Origin of the sequence: Sphingomonas sp. Leaf407 (assembly GCF_001425385.1) — a bacterium.
GTDB lineage: Bacteria > Pseudomonadota > Alphaproteobacteria > Sphingomonadales > Sphingomonadaceae > Sphingomonas.
Map to the genome: position 1 here is coordinate 405591 of NZ_LMQO01000003.1, position 15464 is coordinate 421054.

The following is a 15464-nucleotide window of genomic DNA, read 5'->3' on the forward strand; positions in this document are numbered from 1 at the left end:
CGGCCTGTCAGTCGTGTTGCGCAAGCCGCGCGAGATCGTCGGCGGTGTTGACGTTGGCGATGGCGGGCGCGGCGACGGCGGTCGCGCCGATCCGGTCGCCGAACGCGCGGACCGATCGCGATCCGGTTCCGGCGAGGAGGGTATCGAGCGCGGGCAACGCAGTGGCGGGCCACCAGCCGATGACCGGCAGGTCGGCGAAGTAGGCGGCGCTCCCCTCCCTTCCAGGGAGGGGAGCGGCGTTGAGCAACTGACGCAGATCACCCGGCAGGAACGGGGCGTCGCACGGCACCGTCAGGACGTGCGTGAACCCTCTCACCACCGCATGATGCAACGCCCCCGCGATGCCGCCGAGCGGCCCCAGACCCGGCGCGGGGCGATCGGGTACCGACGCCAGCGTGCCATGATCGCGCCCGACGACGACGACCGCATCGACCTGTGGGGCAAGCGCGTCCGCCACCCGGTCGATCAGCGCGCGTCCGTCGAGCAGCGCCAGCGCCTTGTCGCTGCCGAAGCGGCTGGCCTGCCCGCCGGCGATGATCGCGCCCAGCACCCGCATCACGACGCCAGCATCGCGTCGCCGCGAACGGCAGTGCGCAAGGGAAGCCCGGCGGTGGCGGCGCGATCGATCGCGAGGCTGGTCGCGGCCGACAGGGTGGCGAGCAGCGGGCAGCCGGCCAGCACCGCCTTTTCGACCAGCTCGAACGAGCAGCGCGACGAGAGTAGCGCAAAGCCGCCGTCCCAGTCATGGCCCTCGCGCCGCATCGCGCCGATCAGCTTGTCGAAGGCATTGTGCCGGCCGACATCCTCGCGGACGAGACGGATCGTGCCGTCGGCGGCGCACAGCGCGGCGGCATGCGCGGCCCCCGTCGCGCGCGACAGCGGCTGATGGTCGCGCAAGCCGGCGGCGGCGGCAAGGATCGCCGCCGGCGTCGCATCGCTATGCGCGGTGAGCGGCGGCAGCGGCCGCAGCGCCTGTTCGAGATTTTCGATCCCGCACAATCCGCACGACGATTCGGACACGCGATGGCGCACCCGTTCGGCGACGCGGTCGTGGCGGTCGGGGATCAGCGTCAGGCGCAGCAACGTACCGCGATCGATCGCATGCGCGTCCACGTCGACCAGTTCGCCGCCATGGTCGATCAACCGCTCGGCCAGCGCGAACCCGGTCGCGAGGTCGGCCAGATCGGCGGGCGTCGCCATCAGCACAGCATAGCCCAGCCCGTCGATCTCGATCGCGACCGGCGCCTCGACCGCGACCGGCTGGTCGGTGGGCGAGGGGGTGCCGGCAGCCGCCACCCGCGCGAAGCTGCGGATGGCGCTGGGGGCATCGCTCATCCGGCGTGGATGCGGACCGGCACGGCCTTGGCCGCCGGGGTCTTCGATTCGCGGTCGTGCCAGCCGATCGGGATCAGCGGGTTGAGTTCGGGATAATAGCCGGCGATGCAGCCGTCGGGCAGGTCGAACGGCACGACCTTCAATCCGCCGACGCGGCGGTCGATGCCGTCGTCGCCATCGCCGACGATCGTCACCATCTGACCCTTATGCAGCCCGGCCTTGGCGATCTCCTTCGGGTTCATCATCACCACGTCGCGCGTGCCCGAAATGCCGCGGAAACGATCGTCATAGCCATAGATCGTCGTGTTGAACTGATCGTTCGACCGCAGCGTGATGAGCCGCAGCCGGCCCGGCGCATCGGGAATATCGGTGCCCGACAGCGTCTTGGGCACGGTGAACTCCGCCTTGCCGCTCTGCGTCTTCCACACCCGCTCGCGCGCCGAATTGCCGCGATAGAAGCCGCCGGGGGTGAACATCCGTTCCTCGAAATCGTGGAACTCTTCCGGATAGGTCAGCTCGATCTGCTTGCGGACCTTCGCATAGTCGGCGGTCCACCCGTCCCAGTCGACCTTGGGGTTCGGCGCCAGCGTCGCCTTGGCGATGCCGGCGAGGATCGCGATCTCCGATTTCAGATGCTCGCTGGCCGGCGGATGAGTCGCGATCGATCCGTGGATGTGGCTGAACGTATCCTCGATCGACACGATCTGCTCGCCGCCGGCCTGCACGTCGACCTCGGTACGGACAAGGCAGGGGAGAAGATAGGCGACCTTGCCGTTGATGAGGTGGCTGCGGTTGAGCTTGGTCGCGATCTGCACGGTGAGGCGTATCGCCGGCCACGCCGCCTCGATCCGTTCGAGATCGGGGATCGCGCGCAGGAAATTGCCGCCGAGCGAGACGAAGGCGTCGATCTCGCCCTTCAATATCCCTTCGCAGGCGGTGACGGTGTTGTGGCCATGCTCCATCGGCGGATCGAAGCCGTAGAGTTCGCGCAACCGGTCGTTGGGCACCAGTTCGGGCTTTTCCGAAATGCCGACGGTGCGCTGGCCCTGCACGTTGCTGTGCCCGCGCACCGGCGACATGCCGGTCCCGTCGCGGCCTATATTGCCCTTCATCAGCAGCAGGTTGACGTAGGTCGCGACATTGTCGAACCCGTTGACCTGCTGCGTCAGGCCCATGCCGTAGATGCCGATCGTCCGGTCGGCCTCGACATAGACCTGTCCCGCCGCCTCGATCGCGGCGCGGGTCAGGCCGCTCTCCGCCTCGATCGCCGCCCAGTCGGTCGCGCGGACCATCTTCGCGAACTCGTCGAAGCCGTTGGTATGCTGTTCGATGAAATCGACGTCGAGCACATGGACCCTGTGTTCGGCCCAGCTCCGGTCCTCGGCAGCAAGGACGTGTTTGGCGAGGCCGATCATGACCGCCACGTCGCCGCCGGGGCGGACCTGATGATATTGGCACGAGATCTTGGTTTCGGCGCGCGTCGCCATCTCGAACGGGTTCTGCGGATCGGTGAAGGCAATCAGCCCCGGTTCCCTGACCGGATTGAACGTCACCACCTTGCACCCGCGCTTCACCGCGTCGCGTAAAGGATGGAGGAAACGCGGGCTGTTCGATCCGGTGTTCTGCCCGAAGAAGAAGATCGCGTCGCACGATTCGAAATCATCGAGGATCGAGGTGCCGACCGGCGCGCCGATCGTCTTCTTGAGCGCGACCGAGGTCGTCTCATGGCACATGTTCGAACTGTCGGGCAGGTTGTTGTGGCCATAGAGCCGCGCGAACAACGCCCACAGATACGAGGTCTCCAAGCTGGCCCGGCCCGAGGCGTAGAAGATCGCCTTCTTCGGATCGATCGCCTTCAATTCGGCGCCGATCGCGGCGAACGCCTCGTCCCAGGTACATTCGACATAATGGTCGGTCGCATGGTCGTAGCGCAGCGGATGGGTCAGGCGACCTTCGTGTTCGAGGTCGAAGTCCTTCCAGCGCTTCAGTTCGGTGACGCTGTGCTTCGCGAAGAATTCGGGGGTGCAGCGGTTGGGGGTCAGGTCCCACAATGTCGCCTTCGCGCCATTCTCGCAGAATTCGAACGGGTGCGGCTCGGCGGGCTTGCCCCATGCGCAGGAGGTACACATGAACCCCTTCGACTTGTTCTGGCGGGCAAGCTGGGCCAGCGCGGCGGGGCGGTTCTTCTCCTTGCCGAGAATCTTCGACATGCCCTTGACCGAACCCCAGCCGCCGGCCGGACCGTCATATCCAACCGTATCTTCGCGATCCGCCACGCTTGTTCCTTCCGGCTACGCCTAAGCGTAGGCTACGCCGGGGGATGCTGGAAAGTTCCGCTGTAGCGTGGGAGGGTACGCTCCGCTTGTCGTCCTGTCGTCACCCCGGACTTGTTCCGGGGTCCACCGATCGGCCAACGATGCCATCTGACGATCGCGGGACGGCGCGTGCGGGCAGGTGGACCCCGGAACAAGTCCGGGGTGACAAGGGAAGTCGTCAGTCGAGTAGTTCCATCGCCATCGCCGTCGCCTCGCCGCCGCCGATGCACAGCGAGGCGAGGCCGCGCCGCTGGCCGGTCGTCTCCAGCGCCGAGAGCAGGGTGGCCAGCACCCGCACACCGCTCGCCCCGATCGGATGGCCGAGCGCACACGCCCCGCCGTGGATGTTGAGCGTATCATGCGACAGCCCGAGGTCGCGCATCGCGATCATCGCGACGCAGGCGAAGGCCTCGTTCACCTCGAACAAATCGATGTCGCCCACCGACCAGCCGGCGCGCGCCATCGCCTTGCGCATCGCGAACACCGGGGCGGTGGCGAACTTCGCGGGGGCATGGGCATGGCCGGCATGCGCCACGACCCGCGCGACCGGGGTCAGCCCCAGCCGGTCGGCGACCGACTGTCGCGTCAGCACCAGCGCCGCCGCCCCGTCCGAAATCGACGAGGCGTTGGCGGCGGTGATCGTGCCGTCCTTCGCAAAGGCGGGTTTCAGCGTCGGGATCTTCGCCACGTCGCCGCGCGCGGGCTGTTCGTCCTCGCGTACGCTCGTCGTGCCCTTGCGGCCGGCCACTTCGACCGCGACGATCTCGCGGTCGAATGCGCCCGATTTCTGCGCGCGCTGGGCACGGTGGAGCGATTCGATCGCATAGTCGTCCTGCGCGGCACGGGTGAACTGATACTCGGCCGCCGTCTCCTCGGCGAAGCTGCCCATCAGCTTGCCCGGATCATAGGCATCCTCCAGCCCGTCGAGATACATATGGTCGAGCAGCCGGTCGTGGCCGATCCGCGCGCCCGAACGGTGACGGGTCGAGAGGTATGGCGCGTTGGTCATGCTTTCCATGCCGCCCGCCACGATCAGCTCGGCCGATCCCGCCGCCAGCGCATCGGCGGCCATGATCGCCGCCTGCATCCCCGATCCGCACATCTTGTTGACCGTCGTCGCCTCGACATGGGTCGGCAGCCCCGCGCCGAGCGCCGCCTGTCGCGCCGGGGCCTGTCCCAAGCCGGCGGGGAGGACGCAGCCCATGTAGATACGCTCGATCGCCTCGCCCGACAGGCCGGCCCGCTCGACCGCCGCGCCGACCGCCGTCGCGCCGAGCTGCGTCGCGCTCGCCCCGGCAAGGCTGCCCTGGAAACTGCCCATCGGCGTGCGGGCATAGGACAGGATGACGATGGGATCGGACATCGGGGCTCTCCAAACACGATTATGTTTCGTTTGATACCGTATCTAGGGCGTGGGTTCGGGGGATGCCAGCGGCGTTGCGTCGGCGGGTCGGGCAGGGGATAGGCGGCATCATGGTGAGTCCTCTCTTCTGGCCGATCCTGCTGGGACTGCTGGGCGGCGTATTCGGCAGCTTTATCGGCGCGCTGGCGATCCGCTGGCCGGCGGGACGAAGCGTCGCCGCCGGCCGATCGGCATGTGACGGGTGCGGGCGGACGTTGCGGCCGGTCGAACTTGTGCCGATCGTCAGCTTTCTCGCCGTGCGCGGTCGATGCCGGACCTGTGACGCGGCCATCGCGCCTGGCCAGTTCGTCACCGAAGTGCTGGGCGCGGCGATCGGCATCGTCGCCGGGCTGGTCGCGCCGGGGATCGACGGGGTGGCCGGCGCGACGTGCGGCTGGCTGTTGCTGGCATCGGGCGCGATCGATCTTGCCGCCTTCTGGCTGCCCGACCGGCTGACGATCGCGCTGGCGCTGGTGGCGTCGTTGGGGGGACTTGGCGGAATCGCGCCCGATTTCAGCGACCGGGCGATCGGCGGGCTGGCCGGGTTCGGCAGCCTGTGGCTGGTGGCGACGCTCTATCGCGCGACGCGCGGGCGGACCGGGCTGGGCGGGGGCGATCCCAAGCTGTTCGGCGCGATCGGATTGTGGCTTGGCTGGCGTGCGTTGCCGGTGGTGTTGCTGGTCTCGACCGTCGCCGGGCTGTGCGTCGTGGTGGCGATGCGGATCACCGGGCGCGAGGTAAAGGCGACCGACCGGTTGCCGCTCGGCACGCTGCTCGCGATCGCCGCCTTCCTCGTCTGGAGTGTTGGCGGTTAGGGCCGGATCGACATTCAACGAAATGCCGTCCCAATTTTCTCCCCTCCCTGACAGGGAGGGGAGACGCATGAGCCGCCGTCCGGCTGAATGTCGATCGGTCCTAGGCCGGTTCGATGCGATACTCGATCGGCTTGAAACTGCCGCCATTCGACGCCGGAGCCGAACAGGCGGTGAGGCCGATCACCAGATTCATGGCTGCGCGCAAGGTGATCGAATCGCCCGCCTTGCTGACCGGCGGCAGGACCGACAGCTTGCCCGTCGCGCCATCGACCGGCACGTTCATGAAGCAGTTGAACGCCACCGGTATCCGGTCGGGCACCACGCCATACGGTTCGAGCGCCGCCGCCAGATTGCCGAAACAGCCACGATGCGGCGGCAGGTCGGGATAGAAATGGTGGAAGGTGTCATAGGAGCACGGCGTCAGCAGGAAATCATGCGTGCCGACCGTATCGGCGATAATCTCCAGCATCACCCGGCTGCGATTGGAATAGAGCGCGTGGCCGGTCGTCAGCCGGATCGTCTCGGCATAATCGAGCGTCCGCCCCGACGAGATCACCTCGTCCAGATCATCGGCGTTGAACGCCAGCAGGTCGGCGACCTGTTCCCCCTTCTGATCGATCACCACCAGCGTCTCGCCTTTCGCCAGCCGGAAGGCGGTGCCCGACCGTTCGGGGATGGTCGTCGTCACTTGGCCTCCCCCGAATAGTGGAACGGGCAGGCCCAGCGGTCATCGACCACGCGCCCGCTATATTGCCGCGCCTCGCTGGCGGCACCATGCCGTTCGAGCATCGGGTTGCGGCTGCCCGCCAGCGCCTCGTCGCGCACGAGAATCTTCTCGCGCATCGTCTCGTACTTGCCCTCGGCGCGCAGCCGTTCGAACTGGTCGTGCAGGTTGAAGACCAATGTCGGCCGCTCGAACCGGCGCGCCGGGCGGCTGGCATTGGGGTGCAGCCCGACGATGAAGAACGCCTCGCCGCCGAAGCTCAGCGAGAAATGCGGATTGTCGGGATCGGTGCTGACCCGCGTGTCATATTCCTGCCTGCGCCACACGTCCTTGTCCGACAGCGACTGGACCCGCTGCCACAGCGCACGCTCGAACGCATTTTCGCTCAGGTCGTCCGGCCCCTCGAAGATCACCGCGAAGCTGCGGTACATCGCCCGGTCGCGGCGATAGGCCTCGGCAAGCCGCATCAGCGCATCGTGGATGCGGACATCGTCCCACGCGCTGTCGATCCGCGAGCAGACGAGCACGTCGAGCGTGCCCTTCGCCATCGCCGATTTCGCCCCGACGCAGGGAAAGACGCGGTCGTCGACATGGGCGAACAACATCGCCTGCAGGCGATCCTGCGCTTCGTGCTTCCAGTTGAACATCGCGGAGGTCCCGGCCCGGTTGTTGGACGAACACTACGTTTCGCTGCCGTTCCCGGTTCCAAGTCGTTGACGACCCGTCACTAAATGGTAACAGTCGGGGTCGTGAACAAACGGCTGCTCCTCGACGATTTCCTGCCCTATCGCCTGTCGATCGCGTCGAACCGCGTATCCGACGCGGTGGCCTCCACCTATCGCGCGCTGTTCGGGCTGCGCATCCCCGAATGGCGGCTGGTGACGGTGATCGCCGAACATCACGGCATCACCCAGCAGGCGCTGTGCGTGGCGACCCGGATGGACAAGGTGACGGTCAGCCGCGCGGCGATCGCGCTGGTCGATCGCGGCCTCGTCGACCGCCATGCCAATGCCGGCGACCAGCGTTCGCACCTGCTCGCGCTGACCGAGGCGGGGCGGACGCTCTACGAAGAGGTGGCCCCCCGGGCGCTGACGATCGAACGCGACCTGTTCGCCGGCTTCACGCCGCAGGAGATCGAGGTGCTGCGCGACATGCTGGCGCGGATTCAGGACGCCGCCGACGTGCTGGAGGAACGCACCGCCGCCGCTCAATAGGCGCCACGCCTGGGCTTCAACTGGCGCTTGCTCGGCAGTGTGTCGGCCAGCCGCGCGCCGCGATGGCCCATCGGCCGGGGATGACCGACGGTCGAATCGATCGCGGTCTGGCGTTCGGCCTCGGCATTGATCTCCGCGCCGATCAGGATCGCGAGGCTGGAGACGAACAGCCACATCAGCAGCACGACGACCGCGCCGAGCGCGCCATAGGTCGCGTTGTAATTGGCGAAATTGGCGGCATAGACCCCGAAGCCGACCGTCGCCAGCAACCACAGGATTGTGGCGGCGACCGATCCGACCGACAGCCAGCGCCATTGTGCCCGCGTCCGGTCCGGCCCGTAGCGATAGGCAAAGGCGATGCCCGCGCTGGTGATCGCGCCCGCTACGCCCCAGGTGACGATCTGGATCATCACCGCGCCCGCCGTACCGAGGAACGCGACCGCGCTCTGCAACCATGTCAGCACGCCCGCCGACACGATGCCGACGATGACCGCGAAAATCGCCGCCAGCGTAATCATTGCCGACAATAGCGTGGTGGTGACGATGCTGCGTTCGTCCTCCTCTTCGTAGATCACGTTCAGCGCCTGGATGATCGCGCTCGCCGCGCGCATCGCGCCATAGACGGCGAGCAGCAGCGCGATGACGAGGCCGAGGCCCGCCTGCCGCGACGCGGTGGTGACGACCGCGATCAACTGGTCGGAGATCAGTCGCGCGGCATCGGCCGGCACCAGTTCGAAGATCGTCTGCATGTGCCGCGCGACCGTGGCGGTATCGGCGACGAGGCCATAGGTCATCACGATCGCGCCGAGCATCGGCACGATCGACAGGAACGCATAAAAGGCGACCCCCGCCGCCATCAGCGTCAGATTGTGATAGCCGACCATGGTGTAGACGCGCGTTAGAATCGCCTTCCACGCCGCCCATGGATGCGCCCATGGATGGGTCGATCCACTCCCCGGAATCGTGGCCGGATCGATTTGCGTCCTGCTTTCCGTCACATCAGTCCCCTTCGCCGACATGCAACGCCCGCACCGCAAAACGGATGCAAGTGGGTAGAAATGAACCAAATCCGCCGAACGCGCGTTTGGGGTCGCAAGGGGGGTTGTGCGCTGCAACCCAAGGTTGAACGACACGGGGATAGCAGTTGGCGGAAATTCGCGCGCGCACGGTCGCTATCCTGCTGGCAGGAACGATGATTCCTTGCGGAGTCATGGCGCAGACGGCCCCGTCGGTATCGACCGACCGTCCGCAAACCACCATGCCACCTGCCAACACCGACGACGGCCCGATCGTTCCCGATGCCGAATTCGATGCGGCGTTGCCCAGCCTGTCGGGCGACATCAACGCCCCGCTGGAACCGATCGCCGGGTTCGAGGCATCCGCCGCGCCAAAGCCCGCGACGACGACCACCGCCACGGCACAGGCCGCGCCCGCGCCGGTCCGCCCGACGGTGCCGGCGACGGAAAACGCCGTCGTGCCCGAAACCCTGCCCGATGCGATACTGCCCGAGGCGGCCGAACTGGCGCAGCCGCTGCCGCCGCTCGGCACCTTCGACGTGACCCCGGTCGAGGTCGCGGGCGTCGATGACAAGCGTGCGGTCGAAATCCGCTACGACACCGTCGTCAAGGGCCTCGACGCGATCGGGGGGACGGCGCAGTTCCGCGCGCTCTCCTCGCTGGAGGAAGGCGACGGCAAGGCCGCGAACGCGACGATGGTGCAGGCGCGCGCCAAGGAAGACGAATCGCTCGCGCTGCGCATCCTGCGCGCCAAGGGATATTACGACGGCACCGTCAGCTCAATGATCGAACAGCCGCAGGGCGGACGCATCCGCGCGGTCGTGACCGCGCTGCCGGGCAAGCTCTACACCCTGTCGTCGATCCGCATCGATACCCAGCCGACGGTGCCGCCGAACCTCGTCGACCGCGAACTGCCGCTGAAGGTCGGCGATCCGATCGACGCCGAACGAATCCAGGCGGCCGAGGCGAACGTCAGCCTGAAGCTGCCGCAACAGGGCTATCCGTTCGTGCAGGTCGGGCAGCGCGACATCCTGCTCGACGATGCGACGGTGACGGGTGGCTACACCCTACCGGTCGATACCGGGCCGCGCTCGTCGTTCGGCACCTATTCCACCACCGGCAAGCTGGCGTTCGATGCCGAGCATGTCGGCGTGCTGGCGCGTTTCCGGCAGGGCGAGCTGTACGACAATCGCAAGGTCGACGATCTGCGCGCCGCGCTGGTCGCGACGGGGCTGTTCTCCAGCGTCTCGGTCGAACCGCAGCGCACCGGACAGGTCGCCGCCGACGGGACCGAGGCGGTCAACCTGCTCGTCCGGCAGGACGCCGGCCCGGCGCGCACGCTGGCGGGCGAGGCGGGATATGGCACCGGACAGGGGCTCCGGGTTGAGGGATCATGGACCCACCGCAACCTGTTCCCGCCCGAAGGCGCACTGATCGTGCGCGGCGTGGCGGGCACGCAGGAACAGGGCGCGGGCGTCACCTTCCGCCGGTCGAACGCCGGCCGGCGCGACCGCACCTTCCAGATTCTCGCCAACGCCAGCCGCAGCAATTACGATGCGTTCGAGGCGTTCACCGGCACGCTCGGCATCCGCTGGTCGTATGATTCGACGCCGATCTGGCAGAAGCGCTTCACCTATGCCTATGGCGCCGAACTGATCGGCACCAACGAGGACACCTACGACTTCACCGTCGGCGAGCGTCGCCGCCGCACCTATGGCATCGCCGCGCTGCCGCTGTTCGCCGGGTTCGACACGTCGGACAATCTGCTGAACCCCACCAAAGGCTTCCGCGTGAAGCTGAACGTCAGCCCCGAAGGATCGGTGTCCGACGGCGTGCGCCCGTACGGCCGCTTCATGGTCGAGGGCACCGGCTATTATCCGATCGGGCAGAGCATCGTCATCGCCGGGCGCGCCCGTGCCGGATCGATCCAGGGGATCGACCGCGACGACCTTGCGCCCTCGCGGCGCTATTACGCCGGTGGCGGCGGATCGGTGCGCGGCTTCGGCTTCCAGGAACTGGGTCCGCGCACCCCCGAGGTGGACGAGGACGGCAACAACCTCGCCCGGCCGATCGGCGGGCGCAGCCTCAACGAATTCGCGATCGAGGCGCGCTACCGCTTCGGCAACTTCGGCATCGTGCCGTTCCTCGACGCGGGGCAGGTGTACGAAGGGGCGTTGCCCGATGCGTCCGACCTGCGCTTCGGCGCGGGGATCGGCGGCCGCTTCTATACCAATTTCGGGCCGATGCGGGTCGATGTGGCGACGCCGATCGCCCGGCGTCCCGGTGAGTCCAAAATCGCACTCTATATCTCGATCGGGCAGGCATTCTGATGGCCGAGGATTACTCCGCGACCGAGACCGTCGTCGTGCGCAAGCAGCCGCTGTGGGTCCGCATCCTGAAATGGATCGGCATCGCCATCGCCGTGCTGTTCGTGGCGGTCGTCGCGTTGGTCTTCGCGCTCAATACCGGACCGGGGCGGGGCTTCGTCGTCCGCCAGCTCGACGGGTACACCACCGCATCGGGGCTGAAGGTCAATATCGGCCGGATCGACGGGTCGCTCTACGGCGCGCTGACCCTTCGTGACCTGCGGCTGTCCGATACGCGCGGCGTCTTCGCCTATTCGCCGCAGGTCGCGCTCGACTGGCGGCCGTTCGCCTTCACCAACGGCCATGTCGATGTGCGCAGCCTCACCAGTCCGCTGGTGCGCTATGCGCGCAACCCGGTGTTGAAGGATACCCCGCCGGGCGATCCCAACGCGCCGCTGCTGCCCGATTACGACATCGACGTGAACCGTCTGCGCGTCGACCGGATCGAGGTCGGCCCGGCCGTCACCGGCCAGCGCCATATCGCCCGGATCGACGGTGCGGTGCATATCGCCGATCGCCGCGCGCAGGTGTCCGCCAACGCGCTGACCATCGCCGCGCCGGGCTTGGGCGGCGGCGACAGCGTCACGCTGAAACTCGACGCGGTGCCCGACGACGACAAATTCGATGTCGATGCGCGCGTGACCGGCCCGGCGAACGGCATGATCGCCGGCATGGCGGGTCTCAAGCAACCGATCGCTGCGACGATCGACGGCCGGGGTAGCTGGACCAACTGGCAGGGGCGTCTCGCCGGCACGCTCGGCGGGCGTCCGCTCGCCGATCTGACGATCACCGGCCGCAACGGCAGCTTCACCGTGCGCGGATCGACCCAGCCGGGGCTGATCCTGCAAGGACCGGTCGAACGGCTGACGTCGCCGCGCCTCGACGTCGCGATCGACGCGACGCTCGCGGACCGCAAGGCCGATACCCGTATCCAGCTTCGCTCCAGCGCGCTGGCGGTCAACGCCGCCGGCATCCTCGATCTCGGGGGCAGCCGCTTCGGCAATTTCCGCACCGAGGCGATGCTGCTGACGCCGGGCGCGATCGCCCCCAATCTCAACGGTCGTTCGGTCCGGGCGGCGGTGGTGCTCGACGGCGGCTTCGGCACGCCGACCGTGGACTACAAGATTCAGGCGGCGGCGTTGGGCTTCGGCGAGATGGCCGTCGAACAACTGTATGCCGAAGGGCGCGCGACCGTCGACGCCGACCGCATCCTGATCCCGATCAAGGCGCGCGCCAAACGGATCACCGGGCTGAACGCCGCCGTCGGCGGGCTCGTCACCAACGTTTCGATCAACGGCGATCTGGCGATCAACGGCGATCAGGTGCTGTCCGACAATCTGCGCATCCGTTCCGACCGGATCGATGCGACCGCGATCGTTGCCGCCAACCTGTCGACCGGGCGCTATACCGGCGCGATCAAGGGGCGGATCAACGACTACGAAGTCGCCAGCATCGGCATCCTCAACCTGTCGACCGACGCGAACCTCTATGCCGCGCCGAATGGCGGTTTCGGCATTAAGGGGCGGGTGGTCGCGCAGACCACGCGGCTGTTCAACGAAGGCGTGCGCAATTTCCTCGGCGGCAATGTGTCGACCACGCGGGTCGATGTCGGCGTCGATCCGAACGGGCTCATTACCTTTTCCAACCTGCGGATGAACGCGCCGCAGTTCCGCATCCTGAACGGGTCGGGCCGCTATGACCCGGCGGGGCCGCTGCTGGTCAACGCGCAGGCGGTATCGACGCAATACGGTCCGCTGACCGCGCAGGTGACGGGCAGCGTCGCCGCACCGCAGATCCTGTTGCGCGCGGCCCGGCCCGGCGTCGGCATCGGCCTCGTCAACCTCGAAGCAAGGGTACGCGGGATCGGCGACCGTTATGCGATCCAGGCGAGCGGCGGCACCGATTATGGTCCGTTCCGCGCCGACGTGCTGGTTTCGACCGCACCGCGCCTCGTCGCCGATATTCGCTCGGCGACCTTCGCCGGCATGAACATCGACGGCCGGGTCGAGGCAACGAATGCCGGACCGTTCGCCGGCCGGGTCAATTTCGCCGGATCGGGCGTGGCGGGTGTCGCGCGGCTCTCGGCACAGGGCCGCTACCAGCGCGCCGATGTGAACGCGCGCGCCTATAACGCGGTCATCCCCGGCGACATGGGGCTGCGCATCAGCCGTGCGATCGTCACCGCCAGCGCGGTGCTCTACGACCAGCCCGAGATCGTCGCCGACGTGCAGGTCGCCAATTTGTCGATGGGCGACTTCGTCCTCGAACGCAGCCGCGCCAAGGTGAATTATCGCGGCGGCAACGGACTGGCGCAGGTCTTCGCCGAAGGATCGTCGGGCGTGCCGTTCCGCGTCGCCGCCAATGCCCGGTTGCAGCCGAACGAATATCTCGTCGCGTTGCAGGGCGTCGCCAACAACATCCCGTTCCGCACGATCAACCCGGCGCGGATCACGCCTGCGACCGGCGGCTATCGCCTCTACCCGACGCGGATCGACTTCGCGCAAGGCTCGATCCGTGCGGCGGGCGTCTATGGCAATGGCATGTCGATCCAGACGCGGCTCGACCGGCTCGACCTCGGCATCGTCAACGCTTTCGTTCCCGGCACCGGGATCGGCGGCACCGCCACCGGCAGCCTCGATTTTGCGCAGGCCGCCGATCAGAGCTTCCCGCGCGCCGATGCCCGGCTGACCATCCGCAATTTCCAGCGGACCAGCCTTGCCTCGGTCTCCGAACCGGTCGACATCGTGTTCGCCGGCGACCTCAGGCCCGAAGGCGGCAGTGGCCGGGCGCTGATCCAGCGCGGCACGACCACGGTCGGGCGGATGGTCGCCAACCTGCGGCCGTTGCCGCCGGGCAGCGGGTCGTGGGTCACGCGGATGCTGGCGGCGCCGCTGTCGGGCGGTATCCGCTACAACGGCCCGGCGGGCGTGCTGTTCTCGTTCGCGGGGCTGGCCGACCAGCAACTGACCGGCGCGATCGGCATCGCCGCCGATTTCGGCGGGCGGGTGCAGGCGCCGCAACTGACCGGCGTGGTCCGCGCCAATACGCTGACCTATGAGAATGAGACGCTGGGCACGCGGCTGACCAACCTCGGCATTAACGGGCGCTTCACCAACGACCGGTTCGAACTGGTGCAGTTGCGCGCCACGGCGGGCGAAGGCACGGTCGCGGCGCAGGGAAGCGTCGGACTGGCGGCGAACAGCGGCTTCCCGGTCGATATTCGCGCGCAGTTGCGCAATGCCCAACTGGCGCGGAGCGACGCGCTGGGAGCATCGGCCACTGGCGACGTCCGAATCCAGAACGGGGCGGACGGCGGGCTGATCTCGGGCGATCTCGTCATCCCCGAGGCGCGCTATCAGATCATCCGCCAGGGCGCGGCCGAAGTCCCCGAGCTGACCGGGGTGCGCCGCAAGAGCGACGCGACCCGCGCGGCGCAACCGCCGAGACAGGCCGCCGCTTCGGCCGGGCTGTTCCGCCTCGCGCTGCGTGTCCGCGCCGACAACCGGCTGTTCGTGTCGGGCATGGGCCTCGAATCCGAATGGGAGGCCGATCTGCGTATCGCCGGCACCTCGGCCGCGCCGACGATCAACGGACAGTTGCGCCTCGTGCGCGGCACCTATTCGTTCGCCGGCAAGCGGTTCGAGGTCGAACGCGGCAACATCCGCTTCGAAGGGTCGGACTTCACCAACCCGGTGATCGACATCTCCGCCACCACCACCGCCGAAGGCGTGACCGCCGTCATCAACGTGACCGGCACGGCGCAGGCCCCGCAGATCGCGTTTACCTCGACCCCGGCGCTCGCGCAGGACGAGGTGCTTTCGCGGCTGCTCTTCGGCAGTTCGGTGACGAACCTGTCGGCGACCGAGGCGATCCAGCTCGCCGCCGCGCTCAATTCGCTGCGCGGATCGGGCGGGGGCGGGTTGAACCCGCTCGGCAAGCTGCGCTCGGCGACCGGGTTCGATCGCCTGCGCGTGCTGGGCGGTGACGAGGCGACCGGGCGGGGCACCAGCCTTGCGGCGGGCAAATACCTGACCGACGACATCTACATCGAGATCATCACCGACGCGCGTGGCTTTACCGCCACGCAGATCCAGATCGCACTGACCAAGACGCTGTCGGTGCTGTCGCAGACCGGATCGTTCGGCGGATCGAACGCCTCGGTACGCTACAGCCGCGATTACTGAGCGTTCGTTTGGAAACTAGCGGAAGCGCGGGTTTCTTGTGCGGTGCCGGCCCGCTCCCCCTCGGGTCCTAGCAAAGTGTTACTTTGCTGGGCT

Annotated in this window: 11 protein-coding genes; 4 read left to right on the plus strand and 7 right to left on the minus strand. The window is 67.7% G+C overall.

Annotation, left to right across the window (positions count from 1 at the left end; all coding sequences use genetic code 11):
• Positions 1 to 7: 7 nt before the first annotated feature.
• The 4 genes from ASG37_RS11330 to ASG37_RS11345 form a co-directional block, all read right to left on the minus strand.
• A complete protein-coding gene (locus tag ASG37_RS11330; protein WP_055759866.1) occupies positions 8 to 556 on the minus strand; it encodes a molybdenum cofactor guanylyltransferase in 549 nt (182 codons plus the stop codon).
• A complete protein-coding gene (gene fdhD / locus ASG37_RS11335) occupies positions 556 to 1335 on the minus strand; it encodes a formate dehydrogenase accessory sulfurtransferase FdhD (RefSeq protein WP_055759869.1) in 780 nt (259 codons plus the stop codon). The genes ASG37_RS11330 and fdhD overlap by 1 nt, the downstream gene beginning before the upstream one ends.
• Complete coding sequence (locus ASG37_RS11340; protein WP_235525202.1) at positions 1332 to 3545, minus strand: FdhF/YdeP family oxidoreductase; 2214 nt, start codon at positions 3543 to 3545, stop codon at positions 1332 to 1334. Before ASG37_RS11340 ends, fdhD begins: the two co-directional genes overlap by 4 nt.
• 283 nt (positions 3546 to 3828) lie before the next feature.
• Positions 3829 to 5013: an acetyl-CoA C-acyltransferase gene (locus ASG37_RS11345; RefSeq protein WP_055759874.1), complete on the minus strand. Its 1185-nt coding sequence runs from the start codon at positions 5011 to 5013 to the stop codon at positions 3829 to 3831.
• A 110-nt stretch (positions 5014 to 5123) separates the two neighbouring features.
• Here ASG37_RS11345 and ASG37_RS11350 point away from each other — a divergent pair, with 110 nt between their 5' ends.
• Positions 5124 to 5867, plus strand: coding sequence for a prepilin peptidase (locus ASG37_RS11350; protein ID WP_055759877.1), 744 nt, complete (start codon positions 5124 to 5126; stop codon positions 5865 to 5867).
• A gap of 100 nt (positions 5868 to 5967) precedes the next feature.
• On the opposite strand, the gene ASG37_RS11355 is transcribed toward ASG37_RS11350, so the two are convergent.
• Entirely contained in the window at positions 5968 to 6555 is a 588-nt protein-coding gene (locus ASG37_RS11355; RefSeq protein WP_055759879.1) for a DUF1989 domain-containing protein, read from the minus strand.
• Positions 6552 to 7238: a guanitoxin biosynthesis heme-dependent pre-guanitoxin N-hydroxylase GntA gene (gene gntA, locus ASG37_RS11360; RefSeq protein ID WP_055759882.1), complete on the minus strand. Its 687-nt coding sequence runs from the start codon at positions 7236 to 7238 to the stop codon at positions 6552 to 6554. Before gntA ends, ASG37_RS11355 begins: the two co-directional genes overlap by 4 nt.
• Positions 7239 to 7322: 84 nt before the next feature.
• On the opposite strand from gntA, the gene ASG37_RS11365 reads away from it, so the two are divergent.
• Positions 7323 to 7805 carry a MarR family winged helix-turn-helix transcriptional regulator gene (locus ASG37_RS11365; RefSeq protein WP_055759886.1) on the plus strand — a complete coding sequence of 161 codons (483 nt, stop codon included), beginning with the start codon at positions 7323 to 7325 and terminating at the stop codon, positions 7803 to 7805.
• Here ASG37_RS11365 and ASG37_RS11370 read toward each other — a convergent pair.
• Positions 7799 to 8803: a YihY/virulence factor BrkB family protein gene (locus tag ASG37_RS11370; RefSeq protein ID WP_235525192.1), complete on the minus strand. Its 1005-nt coding sequence runs from the start codon at positions 8801 to 8803 to the stop codon at positions 7799 to 7801. The two genes, ASG37_RS11365 and ASG37_RS11370, sit on opposite strands and share 7 nt — an antisense overlap.
• Before the next feature lie 212 nt (positions 8804 to 9015).
• Here ASG37_RS11370 and ASG37_RS11375 point away from each other — a divergent pair, with 212 nt between their 5' ends.
• Entirely contained in the window at positions 9016 to 11151 is a 2136-nt protein-coding gene (locus ASG37_RS11375; RefSeq protein WP_055759889.1) for an autotransporter assembly complex protein TamA, read from the plus strand.
• Positions 11151 to 15371, plus strand: a complete 4221-nt coding sequence (locus tag ASG37_RS11380) for a translocation/assembly module TamB domain-containing protein (protein WP_055759892.1) — start codon at positions 11151 to 11153, stop codon at positions 15369 to 15371. Before ASG37_RS11375 ends, ASG37_RS11380 begins: the two co-directional genes overlap by 1 nt.
• Positions 15372 to 15464: the final 93 nt, after the last annotated feature.

What these genes read in the sequence shown, in the direction of transcription:
- ASG37_RS11330 (WP_055759866.1), bottom strand. Translation starts at nt 556, where the DNA reads ATGCGGGTGCTGGGCGCGATCATCGCCGGCGGGCAGGCCAGCCGCTTC.
- fdhD (WP_055759869.1), bottom strand. Translation starts at nt 1,335, where the DNA reads ATGAGCGATGCCCCCAGCGCCATCCGCAGCTTCGCGCGGGTGGCGGCT.
- ASG37_RS11340 (WP_235525202.1), bottom strand. Translation starts at nt 3,545, where the DNA reads ATGTCGAAGATTCTCGGCAAGGAGAAGAACCGCCCCGCCGCGCTGGCC.
- ASG37_RS11345 (WP_055759874.1), bottom strand. Translation starts at nt 5,013, where the DNA reads ATGTCCGATCCCATCGTCATCCTGTCCTATGCCCGCACGCCGATGGGC.
- ASG37_RS11350 (WP_055759877.1), top strand. Translation starts at nt 5,124, where the DNA reads ATGGTGAGTCCTCTCTTCTGGCCGATCCTGCTGGGACTGCTGGGCGGC.
- gntA (WP_055759882.1), bottom strand. Translation starts at nt 7,238, where the DNA reads ATGTTCAACTGGAAGCACGAAGCGCAGGATCGCCTGCAGGCGATGTTG.
- ASG37_RS11365 (WP_055759886.1), top strand. Translation starts at nt 7,323, where the DNA reads ATGGTAACAGTCGGGGTCGTGAACAAACGGCTGCTCCTCGACGATTTC.
- ASG37_RS11375 (WP_055759889.1), top strand. Translation starts at nt 9,016, where the DNA reads ATGGCGCAGACGGCCCCGTCGGTATCGACCGACCGTCCGCAAACCACC.
- ASG37_RS11380 (WP_055759892.1), top strand. Translation starts at nt 11,151, where the DNA reads ATGGCCGAGGATTACTCCGCGACCGAGACCGTCGTCGTGCGCAAGCAG.